This window comes from Variovorax sp. TLI9-5A, from assembly GCF_056867935.1.
In genome coordinates, this window is record NZ_CP200310.1 from 6,623,616 (window position 1) to 6,649,030 (window position 25,415).

Consider the following 25,415-nt stretch of genomic DNA (forward strand, 5'->3'; position numbering starts at 1 on the left):
GTGTGGTCTCAATCGAAGGCGTAGGTGAAGTCCGCGTCCTTCACGTCGAGCGCCACGCGGCGAATCTCGCCACCCGAGGCCAGCCGCTGCAGGTACTCGACCGAGATCGTCGGCAGCACGGTGTTGGTGAGGATCGCGTCGATCACGCGCCCGCCCGACTCCGGGTCCTGGCAGCGCGCGACCACCTGGTCGACCACCGCTTCGCTGTACTCGAAGGGCACGCCGTGGTTGGTTTCCACGCGCTTCTTGATGCGGCCCAGCTGCAGCCGCACGATCTTCTTCATCATCTCGGGCGACAGCGGGTAGTAGGGAATGGTGACGATGCGGCCCAGCAGCGCGGGCGGAAACACCTTCATCAGGGGTGCCTTCAGCGCATCGGCCAGGCTGTTGGGCTCGGGCAGCAGCTCGGGGTCGCGGCACATGCTCATGACCAGCTCGCTGCCGGCGTTGGTGGTCAGCAGGATGATCGTGTTCTTGAAGTCGATCATCCGGCCCTCGCCGTCTTCCATCCAGCCCTTGTCGAAGACCTGGAAGAAGATCTCGTGCACGTCCGGGTGCGCCTTCTCCACTTCGTCGAGCAGCACCACGCTGTAGGGACGGCGGCGCACCGCCTCGGTCAGGATGCCGCCCTCGCCGTAGCCCACGTAGCCCGGAGGCGCGCCCTTGAGCGTGGAGACGGTGTGCGCCTCCTGGAACTCGCTCATGTTGATGGTGATGATGTTCTGCTCGCCGCCGTACAGCGCCTCGGCCAGCGCGAGCGCGGTCTCGGTCTTGCCCACGCCCGAAGTGCCGCAGAGCATGAACACGCCGATGGGCTTCTGCGGGTTGTCCAGCCGCGCGCGCGAGGTCTGGATGCGCCGCGCGATCATCTCCAGGCCGTGCTTCTGTCCGATCACGCGCTGGTTGAGCGTGTCGGCGAGCTTGAGCACTGCCTCCACTTCGTTCTTGACCATGCGTCCGACGGGAATGCCGGTCCAGTCGGCGACCACCGAGGCCACGGCCTGCTCGTCGACCGAAGGCAGGATCAGCGGCGACTCACCCTGCACAGCGTGGATCCTGGCCTGCAGCTCGTGCAGTTCGGCCAGCAGCGCGGCGCGGTCGGGTGCGGCTTCGGCGGCGGCAGCGGGTGCGGCCGCATCGGCAGTGGCCGCAGCGGGTGTATCCACCGGCTTGTTGCCCGCGCGCAGCTTGCTGCGCAGCTCCAGCAGCCGGTCGACCAGCCCCTTCTCTTCCTGCCAGCGTGCGTTGAGCGCATCGAGCTGCACTTTCGATTCGGCCAGCAGCGCGGCCACCTGCGCGGCACGCTTGGTCACGTCGATGCCGATGGCCTCTTCGCGGCCGATGATCTCCTGCTCGACCGTCAGCCCCTCGATGCGGCGCATGCAGTCTTCCACCTCGGGCGGCGTCGCGTGCTGCGACACGGCCACGCGCGCGCAGGCGGTATCGAGCAGGCTCACGGCCTTGTCTGGCAACTGGCGCGCGGGAATGTAGCGGTGGCTCAGCTTCACGGCCGCCTCGATGGCCTCGTCGAGCAGCTGCACGCGGTGGTGCTTCTCCAGCACGCTGGCCACGCCGCGCAGCATCAGGATGGCCTTGGTCTCGTCGGGCTCCGGCACCTGCACCACCTGGAAGCGGCGGGTGAGCGCCGGGTCTTTCTCGATGTATTTCTTGTACTCGGCCCAGGTGGTGGCGCCGATGGTGCGCAGGTTGCCGCGCGCCAGCGCAGGCTTGAGCAGGTTGGCCGCGTCGCCGGTGCCGGCCGCACCGCCCGCGCCGACCAGCGTGTGGATCTCGTCGATGAAAAGGATGATGGGCGTGGGCGAGCTCTGCACCTCGTCGATCACCTGGCGCAGGCGCTGCTCGAACTCGCCCTTCATGCTCGCGCCGGCCTGCAGCAGGCCGATGTCCAATGTGAGCAGCTTCACGTCCTTCAGCTGCGGCGGCACGTCGCCGCGCGCCAGGCGCTGCGCGAAGCCCTCGACCACGGCCGTCTTGCCGACGCCGGCCTCGCCGGTGAGCAGAGGGTTGTTCTGGCGGCGGCGCATGAGGATGTCGACGATCTGGCGGATCTCCTCATCGCGGCCCGTCACCGGGTCCATCTCGCCCTTCTTGGCCTTCTCGGTGAGGTCGACCGCGAACTTCTTCAGCGCGTCGCCCTTGCCCATGGCGGGCGGCGCCATCGCGCCGGAGTCTTCGCCGGGCGCGCCGCTGCCCATGCCGGTGCCGTCCTGCGCGCGCATCTGCGATTCGGGCGAGGCGTCGCAGATCTTTGCGAAGTTGTCGGCCAGGTCCTCGACCTTGACCTTCTCGAACTGCTTCGACAGGCCGAACAGCGGGTTGCGCAGGCTCTGCGTCTTCAACATGCCCACCAGCAGGTAGCCGGTGCGCACCTGCGCCTCGCCGAACTGCAGCGTGGCGTAGGTCCATGCGCGCTCGATGGCGTTCTCGATGTGCGGCGAGAAGTCGCTGATGGCGGTGGCGCCGCGCGGCAGGCGGTCGAGCGCGGTGGTCATGTCTTTCGCGATGACCGACACGTCGAGGCCGTAGTGCTGGATCACGCGGTGCAGGTCGGAGTCCTGCGCCTGCAGCAGCTGCGCGAACCAGTGCTCCAGCTCCACATACGGATTGCCCCGCATCTTGCAGAACACGGTGGCGCCTTCGATGGCCTTGTAGGCCAGCGAGTTGAGCTTGCCGAAAAGGGCGGTGCGGCTGATTTCACTCATGAGGGACTCCGTATCTCTTCTGAACGAATGAAGATGGGCTTGTTGAAAGACTGGCTGCCGATGCGCACGTCGGCCGCGTCGCGCGAACGCGTGCGCTGGCCGAGCCACGACACCCAGCCGAGGCGCGGCGCGTTGCCCTTGGCGTCGCCAAGTCGCGTGAGCGGCACCTGCGCCTTCTCGAGCACGAGCTCGGCATCCCACTCGAGCTCGTCGCCGAGCAGCTGCTGCATCCAGCGCTGCAGCACCGGGCGCGCATCGCCGATGGGCAGGAACATGCGGTACTGCGCCAACGTGAGCGGCCCCATGTGCAGGCGCACGCGGTGCTGCCGGTCCCATGCACGGGTGCCGAGCATGGCGCCCATGCCCATGGAGCGCGAGCTCTCGCCCTGCCCCAGCCGCGTGAGTTCACCGGCCGGCAGGCTCATCCAGTGGCCGACCCAGCGCTCCAGCTTCACCGGCACGCCGAAGTAGCTGCACAGCACCGACTCCACGCTCTCCACGTTGTGCACGCGGCGCGCGAGCCAGCCCGAAAAATGCAGCCGCGCGTCGTCGTGGATCTCGTCGCGCTCCACACGACCCGGCGTGCCGATGCCGACCAACGCGCCAATCTGCAGGCGGAAGCGGTCCTCGCCGGGCCGGTCCAGCGCCACGGCCGGGCGCGATTGCGCCCATGCGCGGTAGAAGTGCAGCGAGAAGCGGTGCGAAAAACTGTCGAGGAAAGCCAGCCAGGTCGGGTCGCCGTGGTTCAGGCTGCGCTCGCGGATGAAGTCGCTCAGGTGCACCGGCAGCGGCCCGTTGGGTCCGATGTAGCCGAAGAACTGCTGGCGCAGGCGCGGCGGCGAGTGCGCGGTGGCGGGCTCGAAGCGGCTGAAGCTCGCGGGCGCGAACGAGAGCGAAGGCTCCTGCCCCACGCGCACCGGCTCGGCGCTCGGCAGTAATGCGCGGCCCCAGCGCGGCGTGGTCTTCGCGACCGACTCCAGCCGGCGCATCACCGCGAAGTAGTCGAAGGCCCAGGGCTCGGCGGACCAGCCGCGCAATGCGGCGTCGACGCGGGCCTGCACGGTGCCCGCGCCCTGCCCGGGCGCACGGCCAGCGTTGCTGCCGGTCACAGGATCTGCCGCGTCCCGCACAGCGGCCTCCAGCGCATGGTCTCGCCCTTGCCCGCGATGCGCAGCACGGTCTCGACGAAATGGTTCACCTCCACGTGGCGCGAGAGAAATCGCGCCAGCACGGCACCGAAGAGAAAGCTGCTGTGGCCGTGGAAGGCGTCCTTGTCGACCTCCAGCGTCACCTCCAGCCCGCGGCCGAAGGCGATCGGCCCCTTCAGCGGCAGGCGGCGCGCCACGGGCTTGCACTTCACCGACAGCAGCCCGCGCACCTGGCCCTGGCGCATCTCGTCGGCATGCACTGCGTAGAGCATCAGCGTCTCGCGCAGCGCGGCGGCGCCCTGCTCCGGCGTGCTGTCGGACAGCGACAGGTAGTTGAGCGCGAGATGGTCGACCACGCGCCAGCCCAGCCCCTGGCTCACCACCGGCGACACCGGCCGCGAGGGCCCGCGCACCATGCGCACGCGCTGCACGGGGAAGGAATCGACGCAGTCGAAGTCGTTCTCGCGGCCCAGCGGCATCAACAGCGGCAGGTCGCGGTTGGTGCACAGCGCGGTCACCGCCAGCTGCCGCAGCGTGGCCGCGTACGGCGCCTGCTGCGGATCGACGATCTGCATGTAGACCTCGGAGCCGATGTGGCTGCTGCGGTTGCCCTCGGTGCGCTGGCGCACCGACAGCATGCGCGGCTCGCGCGTAACCGTGAAGTAGGCCGGGTGGCTCATCCGGCTGCCGTGGAAGGCCGAATAGAAGGGCCTGAACGGCTGCTCCGCCGCGGCCGCGTCGGTGCCCGGCGTGCCGTGGCCGATGACCTCGGTGACGGTGTGCACCTCGAAGTCCTGCGGCCGCGTGCGGTCGGGCACCAGGTGGAACTGGCTCACGCCCTCGGTCAGCGGCACGCGGTCGAGCCGCTTGGTGAACAGGTTCACCGCGGGCACGCAGTGCAGCAGCACGTTGTCCGCGCTCACGAGCTTTTCGAGGGCCGCGTCGCCGCGCGAGAACAGCAGCACGATCTCGACCTCGGCAACCGGCATCTGCGCCAGCAGCGCCTTCAGCCCACCGATGCGCACGAACTGGAAGCGCTGGGGAAAAGCGAAGTACTCCTGCAGCAGCCTGAAGCCCGAGAAGCCGGTGGCGGTGACGGGCAGCAGCGCCTCGTCATCCTCGAAGCCTACCGCGCCGATGGCGCTCGGCGGCAGGCTGCGCGGCGTGCCCTGCAGGGCGCCGCCCGGCCCCAGCGGCCGCACCAGCACGCCGATGGGCTGGCCCAGCGCGCATTCGTGCAGTTGCCAGGCCACGTCTTCCGCGCCGCCGAAGTGCAGCACGAGGTCGTCGAGCGCGATCTGGCTGAAGTCCAGCCCGGCCGTGGCACGCAGCACGATGCGCAGGCCGCCGCGGATCGCGCGCGACTGCGGGTGCGTGTTCAGCGGCAGGTCGGGTGCGTAGGTGAAGTACTGCGCGCGCTGCACCTCGATGGGCCAGATGCGCAGGGCGCCGGCCGTGCGGAACTCGCAGTGCGTGTTCTGTCCCACCGCCTGCCGCGCGCGCAGGCCGCTGCCGCGCGGCAGGCTCGGGCCGGTGGCGAGGTTGGCGTCGTCGGGGTCGGGCGCGAACGAGACCACCACCATCGCCGGCGTCGGCGCGAGGAAGTGCGGATAGACGATGTCGAGCAGGTGCCCGGTGAAGCGCGGGTATTCGGCGTCGAGCTTCAGGCCCACGCGCGCCGAAAGGAAGGCGGTGGCCTCGATGAGCCGCTCCACGTACGGATCGGCGACCTCCTGGCCTTCGATGCCGAGCCGATGCGCAATCTTTGGAAACGCGCGCGCGAACTCCGAAGAGCTTTCTCGGAAGTAGCGCAGTTCCTGTTCGTACAGACTCAGCAGCCTGGGGTCCATGGCGGACTCATCTCGGGTTCTGCGCCATGTCCACGATCTCTATGCGGCCCTCTTCCAGGTCTACGCGGCTTCGCATGAGGAACTCGAGTGGCACAGGCTGCGCCCACAGCATGCCGCGGATCTGCAGGCCAATGCTGTTGTGCGAGTCCAGTGCGGGGCCTTCCATGATGAGTTCGACTTCGAGTGTTCGGGACAGGATGCGCGGCTCGAACTGCAGGATTGCGTTCTTCAAAGCCTGTTCCATGCTGACACGCTGCACCGACGAGGTGAACTGGCCAGACAGCATAGGCAATCCGTAGTTGATGACCGAGCGCGCCGCGTTCGGGTACTGCCTGTCGTCCATCGGCAGGCCGTAGCCGGTGGCGTTGAAGAGCCAGCCCAGGTCGCGCAGCACGGCCTGCCGCAGCGCCTGCTTGGTCAGCGTGCGCTTGTCGTCGCTCTCGCGCTTCTCGTCGGGCGCGTTGTCGACGAGGCGGTCGAGCAGCGAAGGCTGCAGCCGCTCTTGCGCGGTGAGCTCAGCCATCGACGGCCCCCTCGGCCGCTGTATCGGGCTCGACATCGCCCGGCGTGAACAGGATCTCGCGCACGTCCATCAGCGCGTGCTCGCTGCCGTCGCTGCTGCTCAGCACGCGCTGGCCATAGCCGGCCCAGACCTCGGGGCGCAGCTCGCGCCATTCGGTCTTGCGCGCCAGGCGCAGCTCGCCGTCTTCCACCTTCTCGGTGCCTTCGTAGCGCGTGGGGATGAGCGCGAGGGTCTCACCGCCGTTCTCGAACTGCAGGTGCGCGGGCATCCACACGCAGTCGCGCAGGTCTTCGGGCGGCTCGATCTTGATGTGAGCGAGGCGTGCGTACGGAATCCAGTAGTACTTCCCGTTGATGAAGGCCTCGAGCACCGGGCCCAGGCGCATGTCGGCGTCGGAGAGCCATTCGAAGGGCTTGCCGTCGATGCTGCCGCCGATGGCGGGCGCGCCGTCGAAGGCACGCTGGCGCAGGTCCTCGGCCAGTTCGCTCTCACCTCGGCCCTGGCGCAGCAGCGACTCGATGAGCAGCGCCAGCCACTCGTCGGGCTGGCCGAAGATCATCGGCGTGCGCGTGCCGGCGAACACTTCGGCGCGCAGGCCCTCGCAGCGCACGGCCTCGCCGTAGACCTGCTTCATGGGCACGGCCAGCGCGTCGAGCTCGGCCGCCACGGTGAGCTGGTTGAGCGCGCGCTCCCACTGCCCCAGCACGCACAGCAGCTGCGCCATGAACACGCGGTGCTTGCTGTCGGAAGGCTTGGCGCGCACGTCGTCGCTCAGGGCCTTGAGGGCGGCGGCGGGGTCGGCGGCCTTGAGGAATTCGGCGGCGGTGGTCATGGTGTGCGGCTCCTTGCGGCTGGACTGGCGGGCGTGCGGATCAGGCGCGGGTGAACTGGCATTCGCGCACCGCGCCGCGCAGGCCGGTGGTCTTCTGCGGCGCCGAGCGCACCTTCACCGTGCGATAGCTGATGGAGATCAGCTCCGAGGGCACGCCCCAGTGGCCGCCCGAACTCAGCACCAGCCGGCAGATGCGCGCGTTCTCCAGCACCAGCTCGAAGGTCGACTGCGCATCGGGCGCGCGCTCGTCGCCGCCGGACTTGAAGGCGCTGATCATCACCTTCAGGTCTTTCTCCTGCGCGCGCAGCAGGCTGGCGATGGTGGCGGTGGCCGCGTCGCTGCGGCGCGCGACGATCAGGTTGTTAGGCACCACCTGGTTCTGGCTGGAAGACTCGGGCACCTGCACCGACCAGTAGTAGCCGCCGATGTTCAGGCGCGCCTTGCCGTCGTCGAAGCTGCGCTCCAGCTCGCCTTCGACCGGCGCGCCCTTGTTCTCGATCAGCATGACCAGGTCGGTCTCGGCCGAGCCTGTGCCGATCAGCTCGTAGAACTGGCGGGCGTCTTCAGGGCTCCAGGAGCCGTCGTCTAGGAATGCCATATCACCTCCGGAAATCGAGAGAAGAAAAAAAAACACGAAAGGAAAGAAGGAGCAGAACGCCGCGCTTCGCCGTCATGGCCGGGTTCCTCCATCCGCCGCGCCGCCGCTCCTGCGCAGCAGTGCCGCGAACACCTGCCGCTCGCCGCTCTCGGCCGGCGGCTGCCCGCCGCGCACGCGCACTTCGGACACATCGGCCTGCGCATAGCCCACGCCGAAAAGGCGCGGCGCGCTGTAGGGCGTGGCAGGCACGGCCATAACCAGCAGGCGCGCGTCGCCCGCCGCGTCGAGCCATGGCAGGTCGAAGCGCTTCACCGAGGGCTGGTCGGGCGTGCCGCGCTTGAAGCGGTTGGTTTCGCCGGACTCGTCGGGATAGACCGGCTGCAGGTTGCCGCGCGCGTCGATGCCGGCGATGACCAGATCGAGAGAACGGCCGCTGGTGTTGCGCACGTTCAGGCGCACGCGCTCGCCGGCGCGCACGGCGGGCAGCGCGTTGGCCGCCTGTGACACGGGCACGCTGCTCAGCATGCGGTCGCCGCTCCACACCTCCAGCGCGGCATCGAAACCGTCGAGCTGCCCATCCTTGCCGTAGCCCTGCAGTCGAGAGAGCCACTTGAGCTGGGCCAGAGCCTGCAGCCGGCGGCGCAGCGCGGCGGTGTCGGGCAGCACCACGCTGGAAACGTTCGCGCCGAAGAGCGGCGCGAGCAATTCGAGGCGCTGGCCCGAGGCACCGAGGTCGGTCCAGCGCACATCGGCCGTGGCCGCGTCGTCCGCCGCGCGGATCGCGGCCGGGTAGTCCAGGCTCAGGCCAATTGGCAACGGCTTGTCGGCGCGCACGCGCAACGCGGTGGCGGCCGGCTCGGCCATGGGCGTGACGCTCCAGAAGGCACTGCCCGGCACGTCCTTCAGCGCTGCCGGCACGGCCAGCCATGCGTTGCCGAGCTTGATCTGCGACACGGCGGCCGGCGCGCCGCGCACGGTGCCGTCGTCCAGCGTCGCGAGTACACGCAGTTCCTGCTGCTGCGCAATGCCGTCGAGCAGGCCCGCCTTGATGGCAAGGCTGTCGCCGCTGCGCTGCGCGCGCCACACGGGGCGCGTGGATGCGGGAGCGCCGCTGTTGGCGAACAGCGGCGCATCGAGGTTGCCTTCGGCCACCGGGGACGGCAGCTCACGAGTCGGAAAACGCTGCGCAAGTTCGTCGATGACCGGCGGGTACAGCGCGAGCACGCCATCGAACAATTCCCGCCAGGTGGCGGGTTTTCGCGAGAGTGCTTCGACCATCGCCCAAGTCAGCAGGCCCTGCGGCCTTGCGTTGCGCGCCTTGCGCGGCAGCCGCAGCTCGGGCGTGATCTGGTGGCTTTCGGACGCGAAGAAGGCGACATAACGTGCGCGCGGCACAGCCTCGGCCGGCGCGGGCGGCACCGGCTGCCGGGCGGGTGGCGCGCCGCCCGTCAGTTGCGTCGCGCGCAGTCCGCGCCAGCGCACCTCGTCGTCGGGCGGGCCCTCGGCGGTGGCGGGCGCGTCTGCCGTGCCGCGCGTCATGGAGTTGGCGGAGCAGGTGTCGAACACCGAGGCCACGAACACGTTCTTCGCGAGGAAGGACTGGATCCACGCATCGAAGTCCACGTCGCGCAGGTCGCCCGCGAGCGCGTTGTCGCTGCCCAGCGTGCCGCGCACGTCGCGAGCGAGGAAGTTCTCGGAGAGGCCGTCGGGCTCCTGGTAGCGCTTGACGATGTCGCGCAGCCGCGTGCCGTGGCCTGAGAAGTACAGCAGCACGAAGTCGCCGCTCCTCGACTGCGCGAGCAGCTTCGTCAGCGCGTCGTGAATGGCCTGCGACTCGGGCAGCGCCGCACCGCTCACGCCGTCGGCGAGCACGGCGATGTCGGGGGCGGCAAAGCCCTGCTTGAGCAGCGCATCGCGCATCAGCATCACGTCGTTGCGCGGCGCCTGCAGCCACAGCGCCTGCGGCTGGTTGACGAGTTCGGAGACACCGACGAGCAACGCGCGCTGCGTGGCGAGGGCGAGGCTGCAGCAGGCCAGCAGCCACAACACCAGCAGCACCTGAAGAAAGCGCAGTTGCGTAAGGCCCCTGCCCTTCGGCCGCAGGTGCGGATACAGGCGGGCGGCATGCGCGGTCATGGCCGCTGCTCCCTGGCCGGCCCGGCCGATTCCACCAGCGGCGAGGCCGCGAGCACTGCCAGCGCCTCGACGGGCTCCGGCACACGCAGTCGCCACGCGCCATCGCCGCCCGGCCCGCCCACCACGTCGGCCGAGATCGACTGCAGCAGCCGGTCGGCCTCGTCCATGCGCACGCCGGACTTCCAGCGCACGACGAGGTCTGCGCGCGTGGGCGCGGGTGCGGTGGGCACGGCGCGGAAACGCACTTCGTCGTCCTCGGCCGCGCCACGGCCGCCGATGAGCCCGACGTTCTGGATCACCACGAACAGCGCCAGCACGGCAAAGGCCGGGCGAGCCCAGCCTTCGGCACCGAACCAGCGGCGGATGCTGCCCCACCAGCCGCCCTCGGGGCCGGACTGCGGCCGTGCGCGCGATGGAGATGAAGAAACAGAAGGAGCAGCCTCGTCGCTCTGCGGCCGCGTCAGCGCGGTGCCGAGTTCCAGACCCACGTCGCGGTACAGATCCTGGTAGTCGGTGCGCGGGTCTTCCGGCCCGAGCGGCGTACCCGACAGCACCGAGAAGACGCCGCCGCCCACGCCGCGCAGCGCGATGCGCCCCGGCTCCGGCACGATGGCCAGCGCGGTGTGCGCGGCCCATTCGTCGTGCACCGCGCGAATGGCCGCGAGCCGCGTGGCGGAGACTTCGCCCAGCACGCGCGCGCAGAGCTGGGGGCTGGGCTCGAGCGTGAGCACGTTCCACGTCTGGACGACGCCGAACATCGGCTCGAAGGGCTCGTCCTCGGGCTCCAGCAGCACGTCGAAGGCGCCAGCCCAGTCGGCCTCGCCGGCGGCCATCCAGCCCTGCCAGAGGTCGTCGTGGATGCAGCGGTCGAGCAGCACGCCGAGCAGCCGCCCCCGGTACAGCACGCTGACGAGGCGGCCCGGCGCCCAGCGGGCCGGGAAGGCTCGCTGGGCGACAGCCTCGCGGCGCCGGGCCAATTCGGTAAGGGGCATCAACAGGTCGGACGCGGCGGCGGGCGCGGCCGGCGCTCCTGGCGGTGATCCGGGCATGGCCACGGTGGCCGTGCCGGGCGCACCTTCGGGCCCGGCGTCCGGCATCGCGGCCGCGCCGGTCGTTTCCAGCGCGTGGCGTATCACGCTGAGCGGGGGCCAGAGGTCGTGGGTCATGGCGTCTGTTCCTGAATGGCTATGTCTTCAGGCGTAAGACGCTTCAGCACCGAGGATTTTGAAAACCTGCAGGATCGCCGCCATGTTGTCGGGCTCGATGGCGATGCCCAGCGTCTGCTGGAGCCAGCCGCCGAGCCGGGTTCTGGCGTAGTCCGCCGTAAGCCCTTCGCGCTTGTGCACCAGGCCCAGCCGGCCCGCGCGGTAGTGGTAGGAGGCGATCGCATGGCGCGAGGCGATGCCCGAGAGCCCGCCCTCGGCCTCCTTGCCGAAGCCCTCGCACAGCAGCAGGCGCTCGGGCTCGGGCAGCCCCGCGATGAACTCGCGCGCGGCCTGCTGCACCGCCTGCATGCTCAGGCCGTGCTCGGCCAGGCAGCCTTCGAGGTCCTCGTCGGCGCCGATCTCGTCCTCCAGTTGCGCCTCGGTGATCTGGTCGCCGATGGACAGCTTGCGGCGGAAGGCGCTGGCGCGCGTGCAGTCGATGAGATAGCGGCGGAAGTAGGCGCACAGCGCGAAGGCGGTGGACGGCGCGCTGTGGCCCGCGCGCTCGTCGGCCTCGTCGGGATCTGCATCGAGCCGCAGCACCTTCACGTAGATGAACTGCGCCACCAGCTCCTGCCGGCCCTCGCCCAGCACCTGCAGCTCGGGCGGATTGCAAGCCACCAGCGCGTCGCCGACGATGCGGTACATGGCGCCCATCTCGCCCGGGGACAGCGTCTGCCTGCCCCGCCAGAGGCGGACAAGCTCACTGCTCTCGGCGGACGACAGCGTTTCCTGCATGAAGGATCAAGGCGCCCGATCGATCGATCAATCGTCGACGCAGCTGTCTTCCGAGGGCACCAGGCACTGCGGCAGGTTCGCGCCCACCGGCCCGCCGCGCGTGCGGATGGCCGAGGACACGGCCGCCTGCGCCACGGCGAGGCCGCGCGGCAGCAATATCCAGAGCTGGCCGCGCTCCTTCATGCGGCGCGCATTGTTCGCGGCCTGCTGGCCGTTGCCGAAGAAATAGTCGGCCCGCACCGCGCCGCGGATGGCGCCGCCGGTGTCCTGCGCGATGGTCAGGCGCTGCATCGGCGCGCCGCTGCCGGGCGTGCGCGTGGAGACGAACACCGGGTAGCCCAGCGGCGTGCTGCGCGGATCGACGGCAATGGAGCGCCCCGCCGACAGCGGCACGCCGAAGGCACCCACCGGCCCGCCCACGGGCGACGGCGATTCCTTGAAGAACACGTAGCTCGGGTCCTTGATGCCCGAGCCCGTCACCGCGCCGGCCGCCGGGCGCCGCCCCGGCACCACCACCGGGCCGCTGGCCACCGGCCGCGCGAGCGTGAAGCCGCGGGTGCGGATGGTGCCGTCGGCCACCGAGCCTATGTCGCTGTCATCGTCGCCGTCGTCCAGCTGCAGCTCGATGGAAGAGCCGCGCACCTTCACCGGGCTGCGCGGCTTGCCGTTGGCGGCCTGCGCCAGCGTCGGGCGGAAGGGCTGGCCGTTCTGCTCGGCGTAGGCCACGCGCACGATGTCGCCGTTGGCCATGCGGATGCGGCCCGAACCCTGGATCTGCATCTCGTACAGCGCGGTGGCGCTGCTCACGAAGGCCAGCACCTTGGCGTTGGGCGCGCCCTTGGTCTCGATTTCTTCGCGCGTGTAGTACGGCAGCAGCTGCTTGCCCTCGATGCGCAGGCGCACCTTGCGGTCGAGCGTGTCGCGCGAGATGGCCGAGAGGTCCAGCGCGTAGAGGCCCGGCGCGCCCATGTCGCGCGTGCTCAGGCCGGTCTGCACCACCACGTTGCGGCCTTCCACGCGGGCCGCCACGGTGCCGGTGCCCGGCGGCAGCTTGCGCGCGTCGGCGAAGAGCATGTCCTCCGGCTGGCCGTACACCGGGTAGATGAAGGGCGCGCCGTACTGGCGCGCGCCCGCGATCTCGGGCTCGAAGTAGCCGGTGACCACGCCGTCGGGCCGGCGGTCGTCGTCGCGGATCTGGTAGGCAGAGAACTCACCCTCGAAGAAGCCCCGGATCGCGTTGGTGTTCTTGCCATCCACCTTCTGCGCGCGGTCGCACACCGACTTCCATTCGGCACCGCGCCCGTTCAGCACCTTGCAGCTGCCGAGGAAGGCGGGCCAGCTCTCGGAGAAGTCGTCGCGCGACCAGCCCGGCACCGAGTCGAAGCTCACCGAGGTGTAGGTGGCGAGCTGGGTCGAGAAGGTGCGGGCCTGGCCGGCCACGCTGGCGCCCGTGGGCGCCGGGCGCGAGGCTGCGGTGCTGCTCGCGCTGGTGTCAGTCCCGGCTGCACTGGTGTCCGTGGCCGCCGGCGGCGGCGTGGTGCAGCCTGCCAGCGCGGCGATGGCGGCGGCGGTTGCGAGAGCGCTCCAGCCCAGCCCCGGCCTTCTTTGTGCCTGGTGGTGATGCTGCCTGTGCGGTTGCGATGTGGTCATCATGAAAGCCTCCTTGTCCGGAAAGTGGTCGCGGCCCGGGGGCCGACGCTCTGCAGACGATTACTTCTCGACGATTTTGAAATTGCCGACGCCGTAGACGTCGTTGCACGGGGTGTTGGGCGCGCACACCGGCTTGCCCAGGAGCGGCGACGGACCGGTGCCGCGCGTGGCCTCCAGCGCGGCCAGCACGGGCAGCGGGAACACCGGAAACACGCCGTCGTTCTGCACGCCGGCGGCGCTGAAGTCGCGCTCGTGCTCGCTCACCAGCACCGCGAACTGGTCGGTGCCCGCCGGCCCGCCCGCGTCCATCGGCCACGAGGCGCGCGGCAGCGACAGCGTGCCGCCTGCGGTGATCTTGTTGTACTTGTCCAGCAGGTTCGGGAACAGCAGGAACATCTCGCCGCCGCTCGACAGCAGGAACACGTAGACGAATCCCTCGCGCTTGCTGCGGACCTCGAAGGCGAGCCGGTCCTTGCCGATGGCGACCTCGGCCTTCTTCGGCGTGGCCGTCACGTCGAAGCCGGGCGCCGCGCCTGTCGCGAGCGACTGCAGCGACTCGGCCGGCGTGCGCGGGGCCGGAGGGGGAGGCGGTGGTGGAGGCGCCGGGGGCGGTGGTGCCTCGGCGACCTTGGTGTCGGACGGCGGAGCCGGCGTGGTGCTGACGACCGGCTTGTCGTCGGCACCGCCTCGCCCCTGGAACCACCACCAGCCGCCGCCGGCCGCCGCCGCGAGCACGGCGATGGAAGCGAGGGCGATGGCGGTCTTGCTGCCGCCGCCCTTGTTGCCTGCAGGCGCGGGGGCGGGCGCAGACGCTTTCTTCGCACCGCCCGCCTTGCCGGCGATGACCGTGGCCGCATCCGCATTCGTGCCTGCCATCGACGTCCGCGCGCCGGACGACGAAGGCGGCTGCGTGCGAGGCACCGGCGCGATGCTGTGCCCCACTTCCAGGTCGAGCGCCGAGCGCAGTTCCGCCATCGACTGCGGCCGCTGCTCGGGCCGCACGCCCAGCCCCGCGTCGATCGCCTCCAGCAGGCGCGGGCTGTAGCGCTTGCGCAGGATCTCGTTGCCCGCGAGCGGCACGTAGCTGTCGGACAGCAGGCGCGCCACCGAAGGCGGCGGCGCGCGGCCGCACACCGCCACGTGCATCACCGCCGCGAGCGCGTACACGTCCGTCCACGCGCCCTGCGACATGTCGGGCATCTCGGCGTACTGCTCGATCGGCGCGTAGCCGGGCTTCAGGATCACCGTGATCGCCTGCGTCTTGTCGGTGATCACGCGGCGCGCGGCGCCGAAGTCCAGCACCACCGGGCGGCCCGATCCTTCGAGCAGGATGATGTTGTCGGGGGCGATGTCGCGGTGATAGCAGTTGGCGTTGTGCATCACCGCGAGTGCCTGGGTCACGCCGTCCATGATGCGGATCAGCCATGCCTCGTCTACGCCCGCCGGAATCGACACCAGGGCTTCACGCAGCGTCTCGCCCCTGTAGAAGGGCATGACCATGTAGGTGGTGCCCTTTTCCTGCCAGAAGCGGTAGACCTTGAGTAGCGACGGATGGTCGAACTGGGCCAGCAGGCGGGCTTCGTTGATGAAGCTGCGCATGCCGAGGTCGAAGGTTTCGCGATGTCTTTCCGACAGGGGGACTACGGTGCCGTCGTTCTGTCTTGTGGAGAGGGAGGTGGGGAGGTATTCCTTGATCGCGACCACGCGTTCGAGGGTGTGGTCCCACGCTTCGTAGACGACTCCGAAGCCGCCTTGGCCTATGACTCTTGTGATTTCGAATTCTGCGAGGCGGCTGCCTACTGGGAGCAGGCCTGCTTCCGTTGTGCCGGTGGCGGGGCTTGTTACCGGAGTTGTGCCGGACATGCTTGTGGGGGGGCCTGCCGTGATGACTGTGGCGGAGGTGTCGCCTGTTGTCGTGGGCTGCGACGGCGGTGTTGATTTGGGGACTACGCGGGTGCGGTCGTCTTCGTTGGAGTCGGTCATTGACTGGCTCCTTGTTTGGTTGTGCGTTGTGTTTGCTTCCCGGGGCCGGGACTCGCCCCGGCGGGCGACCTACTTTTCTTTGCTTCGCCAAAGAAAAGTAGGCAAAAGAAAGGCGACCCCACTGTCTGCGACCCCTTCGCTGCGCTACGGGGCAACCTGCGGTGCTCGCGTTTCGCGGGGTCTCGCCCAAACTCGCTTCGCTCAGACAAGGGCGAGCCCTGATCCGCGAAACGCTGCGCTCCTCGGCGCAGCCAGAGGGGATTGGGGACGTGCGGGCCATCGCTACGCTCGGCCGCAGATGCCCGGCAGGCGCTTCGCGCCTGCCGGGCTTGGGATGAGGGCGCGAGGTCGTTGAAGCCACTGAACCTGGATACGCCGCCGAGCGAAGCGAAGGCCCGCAGCGGCTGTTCAGCCGAGCGAAGCGATGGCACGTGCCGCTCCCTTCTGGCTGCGCCGAGGAGCGCAGGCGCAGGAGGGATCAGGGCCGCAGCTGTTTGAGCGAAGCGAGTTCTGCGGACCCCCTCCTGCGCCGAGCACCGCAGGTTGCCCGTAGCGAAGCGAAGGGACGCAGACAGTAGGGTCGCCTTTCTTTTGCCTACTTTTCTTTGGCGAAGCAAAGAAAAGTAGGTCGGCCGCCGGGCCGAGACCCGGCCCCGGAAAGCAAAACAAGAAGAGGCGTACATCACCCCTCCTCCGCAAACCCAAAAAACAAAGCATCGAACTGCTCATCCCGAGGCAACCCGGTACTCAGCATCCGAATCCCCAACTCAGCAGAGGGATCACTCAACCAAAGCGAAGCCCCCGCCACCGGCAGATCAAGAGACTCAACACCGCCCTCGCGAGCATCGGAGGCAACAACAACACCCCCGACAAACAACCGTTGCAGCACAGCATCAAACCGCACCGCATCCAGATCCCCATCAAGCCCCTCCAACGCAGCCTGCGTAGCATGAGCCCACCACCGCAACACAGCAGCCAGCGCTTCCCCTTGAAGGACCGCGGGAGAAGCCCCATCCAGCTCCACCGCAATGGCAAACGGAAAGTACCGCCCCACTCCATCAACGGAAGGCATCAACACCCCGATCCAGCCCTGCTCCCCAGCCACCTGCCTCCCCAGAGCAAAACACCAGACAGGCGCCTCCAGATACCGCTCGGTCCAATCCGCCCGGTCCCGCAGCCGCGACATCCCCCGCTGCAGCCACTGATCCCACACAGCCCGAAAAGCCTCCGGCAGCCGCCGATGCGCGAAGTCCCCCATGCCCGGCAGCTTCCCGAACCACCCCGGCAGCGCTGTCGATGCAAAAAGAGCAGAAGAAAAGGAGGACTCGACGCTCACAACCCCTCCGGACAGGAGAACTCACGCAGCTCGCGCAAGCGGATCGGGTGCTGCACGCTGTTGGTCGTCACCTCGAAGCGAGTCTTGCGCGCGCCGATCTGGAAGGTGATGAAGAACTTCTCGGGCGCGTCGCCCGCTTCGAGCTGCCCGTCGTCGAGCGCACGGAACAAGGCCCACGGCCCGTCCACGGCCGCGCCGGAGCTGCCGGTGGTCGAGGGCGGGCTGACCTGGATGCGCACCTGGTTGCTGCCCTTGGGGCCGGGCCACTGCACGGCCATGGGCACGACGGGGCCGTGCGCGTACTTCACGAGCTGGCCGTCGACGTCGAGGATGAACTGGGTGATGCCCGCGTCCATTTCCACGGGCTTGAAGTCCAGCCGCATCGACGGGCCCCGGCCGCCGCCGCGGAAGAAGATTTCCTTGATGCGCGCAGCGCGCTCGAACTGGGCGATGGCCTGGGTGGTGATGGCGCCGCGTTCGGCCACGGGCTTGTAGCGCCACGGGCGGGTGCTGGTGTCGACGATGGCGGCCAGGCGCTTCTGGAAGAAGTCGTCCATCAGGCCGCCGGGGCCGAACATCTGGCCGAAGTCCTCGGGCAGCACGTCGCGCTTGCTGCTCTGCACGAAGGGGTAGCGGCCGGCAATGGCGCGGGCACAGAACTCGGTGACGGGGCGCAGGTCCTGGCTGAGGTTGCCGCGTTCGGCCACCTGGGCCTGCGCGGCGCCGGCCTGGCTCAGGTTCTCGATCATGGAGCGCACGGGCTCGGGCAGGCGGCCGGCGTCGGACTTGAGCTTGCCGGCCACGTCGCCGGGCGGCGGCGAGGTGCGGCCCTTCACGGCCGTGTCGACGGCGTTGAGGTACACGTACACCTCGTTGAAAAGCTTCAGCGCGTCGTCGATGGGCGCGGGCTGGTTGGGGCCGCCGGCGGTCACGAGGCGGCGCAGCGACTCGAAGCGGTCGTCGACGATGCTCTCGATGCGCTTGCCCGGCGCCACCTGGCGGCCGGGATCGCTGCCGAACAGGTCTTCCAGGCCCTTGCGGGTGTTGCGCACCGTCTCGGTGGCCTTGCTGACCACGTCCTTGTTGGCGTCGGCGGCGGGGATCAAGGTGGTCTGCTTGACCACGGCGCGCAAAAAGTTGGCGAGCGGCGAATCGACGCCCGAGAGGATGCGCGCGGTCTCGATGTTCTTCTCCAGGCCGTTCACGCGGATCAGGCGCACGTCGGCGAGCAGCGCTTCCCACTGCTTGACGTATTCCTCCAGGTAGAGGCGGCGCACGCGGTCGGTCAGCGCGCCGAGGGCGGCCACGTCGCGCAAACGGTCGGCGGCGTTGCGGTCCTGGCCCAGCACCCACGGGTCTTCGTTGGCGAGCAGGCCGGTGAGCACGGTCACCTCGTTCTGGAAACGCTTGTGATAGCCGTCATAAGTGAACATGCCCGGCACGCCGTCGGACAGCGGCTTGCCGCTGATGCGCTCGAACACCAGCGGGCCCGAGGGGCCGGTGGCTGCCGCCACGCTGAAGGCCGGAATGTCCTTGCTGGCGCGCTGGCGCTTGAGGCGGCTGAACACGCGCTGCTCCAGCGGGTAGCTCGCGAGCACGGCGCGCACGCTGCGTACCAGGTTCTCGTCCATCTTCAGCGGCGAGCGCGGCGGGCCTTGGGCGATGAGCACGTCGAGCTGGTCTTCGAGCTGCTTGCGCTGGTCTTCTGGAATGCCGCGGTCGAGGTTGCGCGACCAGTCGAGCGTGATCCAGGCCTTCAGCGCCTCGGCGTCGAAGTGCTCGGGCTGGTAGAGCATCAGGTAGCTCTTGAGCGCCTCGTACGTGAATTCGAGGTTGTCCTTCTGCGCGGTGCGCAGCTGGTCCTCGATGCGCTTGGCGATCTGCGGCAGGAAGGCGTCGTTCAACGCGCGCTGGTGCGTGAGCATGGCGGCCGCGTCGAGCTTGTCGCCCTGGTAGAGGCCCAGCGTCATCGACAGCGGCTCGTCGCCCAGGCGGTTGTCGGGCGTCTTCCAGATGTCGCGCAGGCTCTGCAGCACGGGCGCCACTTCGACCAGGTTCTGCACGCGCGCGGGCAGCGCCGCGAGGTTCTGCCGGGCGGGCTCCACGCGGGCCTCGACCGACTTCAGGTAGTTCATGTTCTGCAGCGTGCTGTAGCCCCAGGCAGCGAGCAGGCCGACGGTGACGAGCGTCATGGCCGTCACGCCGATCACGCGCAGCGTGTGGCGGCGGCGCTCCAGCTTCACGTCGGCGCCAGCCAGGCGCTGCTCGGGGAACACCACCTCGCGCAGCAGCGAAGTGAGGAAGTAGCTGCGCCCGCTGGACTTCTGCGGCGCGAGCATCGCGCGCTCGATGCCGAAGCTGCGCGCCAGGCTGCCCATCACGCGGTCGATGGGGCTGCCCTCCTGCGTGCCGCTGGTGAAGTACACGCCGCGCACCCACGGCGGCTGCGCGAAGCGCGAGCCGGTGAACACCTGCTCCAGCAGGTCCGACAGCAGCGGGCCGATGGAGCCGAACTGCGCCGGGAAGCCGAAGATCGCCGCGCGGCGGTTGCCGTCGGTCTCGCGCTGCATGCGCGCGATGAGGCCGTCGTTCACGCGGTTGTGCAGCAGCGCGAACTCGCGGTTGAAGGCGGCGGAAAGCCCCTTTTCTTCCACCTGCAGGTTCTCGTCGGCCGGCAGCGTGAAGCCGAAGACCTGCGCGCGTTGCTCCTTGCCGAGGTCGTCGAAGTAGTCGGTGAAGCCATAGAGCAGGTCGCTCTTGGTGACGAGCACGTATACCGGCAGCCGCGTGGTGAGCTTGCCGTCGAGTTCCAGCAGGCGCGCGCGTATCGATGCCGCGAGCTGGGTGCGCGCCTCGGGGCCCTGGCTCAGCAGGTCGGCCACGCTGACGGTGAGGAACACGCCGTTCAGCGGACGGCGCGGGCGCACCTTCTTCAGCAGGCCCAGGAAGCCTTCCCACGCGCTCTTGTCTTCCGACTGGTGGCTGTCCTGCGTGGTGTAGCGCCCGGCGGTGTCGATGAGCACGGCCTCGTCGGTGAACCACCAATCGCAGTTGCGCGTGCCGCCCACGCCGCGAATCGCGCCGGGGCCGAACTTCTCGGCCAGCGGGAAGCTCAGGCCCGAGTTGACCAGCGCGGTGGTCTTGCCCGCGCCCGGTGCGCCGATGAAGACGTACCACGGCAGGTCGTAGAGATAGCTGCCGCCCGAGATGGAAAGCCAGTCGCGCCAGCCCGGCTTCTTGCCGGCGGCGTGCATGCGCATCTGTTTGAGGGTGGCGACGGCTTCGCTGAAGCGGGTGTCGAGGATCTTCTGCTCGCCGTTGACCGGTGCATCGACCTTGGCGGCCGGCGCTTTCATGAGGCCGTCGGTCAGATGCCGGCTCGCGCGGCGGGCGCGCCAGCGGCGGTACAACGCGCGCAGCACCACGATGAGCACGATCACGCCGATGACGATGGCGCGCGTGGTCTCGCTTTCCAGCGGGGCGAGCGAGCCGATCTTCACCAGCGGGCCGATCCACCAGATCAGCAGCGCGACGACGATCAGCGCCAGCAGCGTGAGCAGCAGCGGGCTGAAGAGGAAGCCGAAGATTTTCTTGATCATTTCGTCGCTCCCGTGGCTGGAGCAGGAACGGCGGCAGCGGCCGGTGCGGCGGGAGCGACGCCCGCGACGCCCTCTGGCCCGGTCAGCAGCACCACCTCCACGCGGCGGTTGCGCGCGCGGTTGGCAGGCGTGTCGTTGGGCGCCACCGGCTCGGCGTCAGCCTTGCCGTCGGAGCGCATGCGCGCCGGGTCGACCAGCGTGGAGAGCGCGCCCTTCACCGCGTCTGCGCGCGCGGCCGAGAGATGCCAGTTCGACGGATAGCGCAGCGAGCGGATCGGCTGGTTGTCAGAGTGGCCGGTAATCAGCACCTCGCCCTTCACCTCGGCCAGTGCCTGGCCGATGCGGCGCAGCACCGGCAGCGACTGCGGCATCGGCTCGGCGCTGCCGGAGCCGAAGAAGGAGTCGCCGCGCAGGCGCACCACGCTGCGGTCGGCCTCGTCGGTCACCGTCACCAGGCCCTGCTTAACCTCGGGCTCCAGGAAGCGCGCGAGGCGCGGCGTCTTCGCCGGCAGCGCGGGCGGCGCGATCTGGATGTTGGGCGCGCGCAGGCTGGACACCGCCGCATACGTGGTGTCGGAGCGGTAGTTCAGCGTGAGCCGCAGGCCGAACCATGCGAGCGCGAGCAGCAGCGCGAAGCCGGCCGCGAACACCCACAGCGGCAGCGACTCGCGCAGCCGCACCGTGCCCGCGCCCTGCCCGCGCCAGTGCGGCGAGAGTTCGGCTTCCACCGGCGGGCGATCTTTCGCAATCAGGTCCGCCAGGCGCTGGCGCACCGAATCGAGCTGCGCGCGGCCGTTGTCGATCACGCGATAGCGGCCCTCGAAGCCCAGCGCGAGCACGCTGTAGATCAGCTCCAGCAGCTGGCGGTGCGTGGGAACGTCCTGCGCGAGCTTGGCCAGCAGCTGGAAGACCTTCTCGCCGCCCCATGTCTCGTTGTGGAACTGCACCAGCAGGCTCTGCTTGTTCCAGCCGGCCTGCACGCCCCAGGGCGTGTTGGCGACAGCCTCGTCGAGCGCGGTGCACAGCACGTAGCGCGCGGCCAGCACCGATTCATTGCCGACGCCTGCGCGCCTCGCACTGGCGTCGAACTGGTTCACCGCGTCGGCAGTCGATGCGCGCAAGGCCGGCACATTGGGCGGCTGCGCGAGGTTGCGCAGCTTGCCGATCAGCACCAGCAGCTTGCCGGCGGCCGACACCAACGGATTGAGCAGGCCCAGCTCGCCGACATCGGCGGCCGGCGTCGGATCGGCTCCGCCGAAGAAAGGCGCGGGCGCCGGCGCGCTGGGCGTGCCACCCGGCGTGCGCGGCTTGGGCTTGATGACCGTGCGCTCCGACTCGAAAGCGGCGAAGGGATCGGGAGGTGTGCTCATGATGTGTTCCGTTTCCGTCTTGCGGATGGCTAGGAACGAATGGCCCAGAACTGGAGATCGAGGCCCGGAAAGTCGCCCGCGATGTGCATCGCGATGCCGCCCGACTGCTCGAGCTGCCGCCACAGGTCGCTGTTGCGCGTCTCCAGCTCGAAGTAGCTGGCGCCGGTGTGGAAGGGAATCTGCCTCGGCGCCACGGGCATCGGCGTGAGCGTGACGCCCGGCAGTGCGAGGTTCACGAGATCGCGGATGCGCTCGACCGGACCGATCTTGACCTGCGTGGGAAAGCGCGCGCGCAGCGCCTCGCTGGGCATGCTCGCGCTCACCGCGAGCACGAAGGTGGCCTTGCGCTGCAGCTCCACGTCGGTGACCACCGCCACGCGCACGCCGTGCTTGCGGTCGTGCAGGTCGATGCGGATCGCCGACTGCTCGAACACCATCGAGAGGCTGCGCCGCAGGTCGTCCATGAGCGGGCGGAAGCTCATGGCAAGGTCGTCGTGGACGTAGGGGCCGAAGCGCGACACGCGGCGCGAGTCGCGAAAGCTCGCGAGATCGCCGGCCAGGCCCAGCGCATGTTCGAAGAAATGCTGCGGATGCAGCATCGCGCTCCTGGCGAGGTGCGCGAAGACGGCCTCGTTGCGGTTGACGGCCTGCAGCAGCATGAAGTCGGCGATCTCGGCCACGCCGCCGGTGCCGCCCTGCGTCAGCCGGCCGGCCAGCGCCTCGCCGCGCTGGCGCAGCAGTCCGAGCAGTTCGTCGAGCCAGGCGCGGATGACGGCATGGCCGGCCACGTCGAGCAGCGGCGGCAGCATGGCGCGGTCGAGCTGCACCTGGTTGTCGACGCGGCGCTCGACCACGCGGGCCACGCCGATGGTGGTCCAGGCGTCGGTGGCTTCGCTGGCGCGCATCAGGCGCGTGTGGAGCTGGCCCAGCTGCAGCATCGCGGTGCGCTCGCCGGCGGTATTGGAGTCGGGCACTTCCGACTCGAGCACGCGGTGGCGCACCAGCTCTTCATATTCTTCGGCATCGGCTTCGCGCGCGCCGGCGCGGCGCAGCGGCAGCGCGAGCACCACGGCCTCGTCGCGCATGGTGGATGGAATGTCGACGGGCTCGGGCAGCGGGTCGACCGCCGGCATGTCGAAGACGGTGCCATCGCCGAACACGCCGACTGCGCGCACCAGCGCCAGCTTGCCCAGCGTGAGCGCGGCGGAGTCGATCTCCAGCTCGGCGAAGCCCCAGGCGTAGGGCGTGGTGGAACGCAGCAGCACGTGCCGCGCGTGATCGGCATGACGCTCGCTCTGCTGCAGGTGCTGAGGCTGCAACAGCATCCCCTCGCTCCAGACCACTTTTGTTCGCCAACTCATCCGCACTCCGTCAACGGCAAGGGTTGCCTGAAAGAAACACGAAGTTTCCGGCTCGGGGGGCTGGTGGCAAATCCGCCTTAAGGCCTAGCTAATGGCCTAGGCGAGGGCCTGGAGCTACGGCGAAGGGAGTAGAGATTTGCCCGGCGCGCGGGCTTGCCTGTTCAGCGCGCGGCGCCGCGCAGCGTCTCGACCTGCTCGGCGTAGGTCTTCTCGATGCGCTGCAGGCGCTGCTCGCGCGCGGCCTCGTTGACCCACGACGCGGCCATGGCGCGCTGCCTGCCGAGCTGGTGCTCCAGCCGCGCCTGCGGCAGCAGCGCGCTGTCGTCGGCCGCCGCGTAGCCGTAGGCCGCGCGCAGATTCTTGAGCACTTCGCGCTCGGCGTCGCCGCGCGCGCCCTTGGCCTTGCCGTAGCCGGTCAGGAAGTTCTGCAGCCGCGCCTGGAACTCGGGCGGGAAGTCGCGCCGCACCACCATCGGCGCGCCGGGCGGCGGCTCCGATTCCCACACCACCTGCAGCCGCTCGGCCTCGATGGGGAACTGCTTTCGGAAGCGCTCCAGGTCGGTGGTGTTGTTGGTGGCCACGTCGGCGTCGCCATTCGCCACGGCCAGCGCGGTGGCCTGGTGGGTGCCGACGAACTCGCTGAGAAAGCGCGTCTCCATCTCGATGTTGTGCGGCAGGAAGAGCTGGCTCTGCGGCACGATGAAGCCGGTGACCGAGCGGCTGTCGCCGCGCGCGAGCCGCCACTTCTCGGGCTGCGCGAGCAGGCCTTCGAGCGTGTTGAGCGGGCCGGCCTTGCGCACCAGCAGCACGGCGCGGTGCTCGGGCACGCCGGGCTGCCGCGCGATCTGCGCCACCACCTTCATGCGCCGCTGCATCACGGCGTCGAGCGCCATCTTTCCGGAGAGAAAGGCCATGTCGATCTCGTCGCGGCCAATGGCGCGGTCGAGCTCTTCATAGGTGGGCACCGAATACATGCTGACCGGCATGCCGAGGGCGCGGCCCAGGTCGGTCATGAGCGGGGTCCACAGCGCGCGCGATTCGACGGTGCCTCCCAGCGGCAGCACGCCGAAGCGGATCATGCGGATGGCCGCCGGCGGCGCACCCTTCTCGGCGGGCGAGACCACCGCCGCCTGCTGCGCCATCACTGGCAAGGCGATGAAGGCCAGCAGTGCGGCGGCCGCGCGCCAGAGCCTGGCCCGCATGCTCACGGCGACACGTCCTTCAGCACGCTGACCTGCTCGGCGTAGCTGCTCTCGATGCGCTGCAGGCGGGCTTCACGCGCGGCGTCGTTCACCCATTGCGCGGTCATGGCGTTCTGCTTTGCGAGCTGGTAGGCCAGCCTGGCTGCCGGCTGCAGCGAGCTGTTGTCGGCGGCCACGAAGCCGGCCAGGTCGTGCAGCGACTTCAGCACCAGGCGCTCGGCGTCGCCGCGCGGCCCCTTGGCGCGGCCGTAGCCGGTCAGGAAGGCCTGCACGCGCTTGCGCAGCTCGGGCGTGTATTCGCGGCGCACCACGATCTGCGCGTGCGGGATCAGGTCGGACTCCCACAGCACCTGCAGCCGCTCGGTCTCGGCCGGAAAGCGCGTCTTGAAGCGCTCGAAGTCGGCCGTGTTGTTGGTGGCCACGTCGGCCTCGTTGTTGGCCACGGCCAGCGCGGTGGCCTGGTGGGTGCCGACGATCTCGCTGCGAAAGCGCGTCTCCATCGCGATGTGGTTCGGCAGGAAGAGCTGCAGCTGCGGCACGATGAAGCCCGACACCGATTGCTTCTCGCCGCGCGCCAGCCGCCAGCGCTCGGGCTGCTCCAGCATGTTCTTCAGCGAGTTGAAGGGCGGCGCCTTGCGCGACAGCAGCAGCGCGCGGTAGCCGGGCAGGCCGTCGTGGCGCACCACCTGGGCCACCACCTTCATGCGGCGCTGGGTGACGGCGTCGAGCGCCATCTTTCCGGAGAGGAAGGCCATGTCGACCTCGTCGCGCTGGATGGCCTGCTCCAGCGCCTCGTACGAGTTGACCGACAGCACGCTCACCGGCCGGTTGATGGCGCGGCTGAGCTCGGCCAGCAGCGGGTCCCAGTCGCTGCGCGACTCGAAGGCGCCGCCCAGCGGCAGGATGCCGAAGCGCACCGGGCCCTCCGGCGGATTGCCCTGCGCCGGCGCCGCCAGGGGCAGCGCCGCCAGCAGCGCCAGGGCCGCCGCGCGGAGCCAGGCGGCTGGAAACTGGGCGAATCGGCGCATGGAAGCCTGCATTTCTGGAGCGAAAGACATAGGGCCGGCGCGCATCGGCGGGTCTAACATGGGCAGCGCGGACGCCATTAAATATCAATTGCAAACATTTTTTGTGATGTTTTTCCCAGCTTTCCCGTCCCGG

General features: G+C 69.5%; 17 protein-coding genes. All 17 read right to left on the reverse strand.

The window, feature by feature from the left end; all coding sequences use genetic code 11:
• Positions 1 to 8: 8 nt before the first annotated feature.
• Complete coding sequence (gene tssH / locus AC1VNX_RS31565; protein ID WP_483161461.1) at positions 9 to 2,723, reverse strand: type VI secretion system ATPase TssH; 2,715 nt, start codon at positions 2,721 to 2,723, stop codon at positions 9 to 11.
• Positions 2,720 to 3,832: a type VI secretion system baseplate subunit TssG gene (gene tssG, locus AC1VNX_RS31570; RefSeq protein WP_483161462.1), complete on the reverse strand. Its 1,113-nt coding sequence runs from the start codon at positions 3,830 to 3,832 to the stop codon at positions 2,720 to 2,722. Before tssG ends, tssH begins: the two co-directional genes overlap by 4 nt.
• Positions 3,829 to 5,721 carry a type VI secretion system baseplate subunit TssF gene (tssF, locus tag AC1VNX_RS31575; RefSeq protein ID WP_483161463.1) on the reverse strand — a complete coding sequence of 631 codons (1,893 nt, stop codon included), beginning with the start codon at positions 5,719 to 5,721 and terminating at the stop codon, positions 3,829 to 3,831. The genes tssG and tssF overlap by 4 nt, the downstream gene beginning before the upstream one ends.
• A gap of 7 nt (positions 5,722 to 5,728) precedes the next feature.
• On the reverse strand, positions 5,729 to 6,244 hold the full coding sequence (tssE, locus tag AC1VNX_RS31580; RefSeq protein WP_483161464.1) for a type VI secretion system baseplate subunit TssE: 516 nt from the start codon (positions 6,242 to 6,244) through the stop codon (positions 5,729 to 5,731).
• Positions 6,237 to 7,076 (reverse strand): type VI secretion system accessory protein TagJ, encoded by an 840-nt coding sequence (locus tag AC1VNX_RS31585; RefSeq protein WP_483161465.1) that lies wholly within the window; start codon positions 7,074 to 7,076, stop codon positions 6,237 to 6,239. Before AC1VNX_RS31585 ends, tssE begins: the two co-directional genes overlap by 8 nt.
• Before the next feature lie 40 nt (positions 7,077 to 7,116).
• Positions 7,117 to 7,674, reverse strand: coding sequence for a type VI secretion system tube protein Hcp (locus AC1VNX_RS31590; protein WP_301511517.1), 558 nt, complete (start codon positions 7,672 to 7,674; stop codon positions 7,117 to 7,119).
• A 72-nt stretch (positions 7,675 to 7,746) separates the two neighbouring features.
• Positions 7,747 to 9,810: a caspase family protein gene (locus tag AC1VNX_RS31595; RefSeq protein ID WP_483161466.1), complete on the reverse strand. Its 2,064-nt coding sequence runs from the start codon at positions 9,808 to 9,810 to the stop codon at positions 7,747 to 7,749.
• Entirely contained in the window at positions 9,807 to 10,976 is a 1,170-nt protein-coding gene (locus tag AC1VNX_RS31600) for a hypothetical protein (protein ID WP_483161467.1), read from the reverse strand. Before AC1VNX_RS31600 ends, AC1VNX_RS31595 begins: the two co-directional genes overlap by 4 nt.
• Positions 10,977 to 11,003: 27 nt before the next feature.
• Entirely contained in the window at positions 11,004 to 11,753 is a 750-nt protein-coding gene (locus tag AC1VNX_RS31605; protein WP_483161468.1) for a hypothetical protein, read from the reverse strand.
• A 27-nt stretch (positions 11,754 to 11,780) separates the two neighbouring features.
• On the reverse strand, positions 11,781 to 13,406 hold the full coding sequence (mltA, locus tag AC1VNX_RS31610) for a murein transglycosylase A (protein ID WP_483161469.1): 1,626 nt from the start codon (positions 13,404 to 13,406) through the stop codon (positions 11,781 to 11,783).
• Positions 13,407 to 13,463: 57 nt separating this feature from the next.
• Positions 13,464 to 15,386 carry a protein kinase domain-containing protein gene (locus AC1VNX_RS31615; RefSeq protein WP_483161470.1) on the reverse strand — a complete coding sequence of 641 codons (1,923 nt, stop codon included), beginning with the start codon at positions 15,384 to 15,386 and terminating at the stop codon, positions 13,464 to 13,466.
• Positions 15,387 to 16,068: 682 nt separating this feature from the next.
• Positions 16,069 to 16,722 (reverse strand): type VI secretion system-associated protein TagF, encoded by a 654-nt coding sequence (gene tagF, locus AC1VNX_RS31620; RefSeq protein ID WP_483161471.1) that lies wholly within the window; start codon positions 16,720 to 16,722, stop codon positions 16,069 to 16,071.
• Positions 16,719 to 20,321: a type VI secretion system membrane subunit TssM gene (gene tssM, locus AC1VNX_RS31625; protein ID WP_483161472.1), complete on the reverse strand. Its 3,603-nt coding sequence runs from the start codon at positions 20,319 to 20,321 to the stop codon at positions 16,719 to 16,721. The genes tagF and tssM overlap by 4 nt, the downstream gene beginning before the upstream one ends.
• Positions 20,318 to 21,691, reverse strand: a complete 1,374-nt coding sequence (locus AC1VNX_RS31630) for a DotU family type VI secretion system protein (protein ID WP_483161473.1) — start codon at positions 21,689 to 21,691, stop codon at positions 20,318 to 20,320. Before AC1VNX_RS31630 ends, tssM begins: the two co-directional genes overlap by 4 nt.
• 29 nt (positions 21,692 to 21,720) lie before the next feature.
• Positions 21,721 to 23,052, reverse strand: coding sequence for a type VI secretion system baseplate subunit TssK (tssK, locus tag AC1VNX_RS31635; RefSeq protein WP_483161474.1), 1,332 nt, complete (start codon positions 23,050 to 23,052; stop codon positions 21,721 to 21,723).
• Positions 23,053 to 23,213: 161 nt separating this feature from the next.
• On the reverse strand, positions 23,214 to 24,254 hold the full coding sequence (locus AC1VNX_RS31640; RefSeq protein ID WP_483162051.1) for a phosphate/phosphite/phosphonate ABC transporter substrate-binding protein: 1,041 nt from the start codon (positions 24,252 to 24,254) through the stop codon (positions 23,214 to 23,216).
• Between the two features lie 2 nt (positions 24,255 to 24,256).
• Entirely contained in the window at positions 24,257 to 25,294 is a 1,038-nt protein-coding gene (phnD, locus tag AC1VNX_RS31645) for a phosphate/phosphite/phosphonate ABC transporter substrate-binding protein (protein WP_483161475.1), read from the reverse strand.
• Positions 25,295 to 25,415 lie beyond the last annotated feature (121 nt).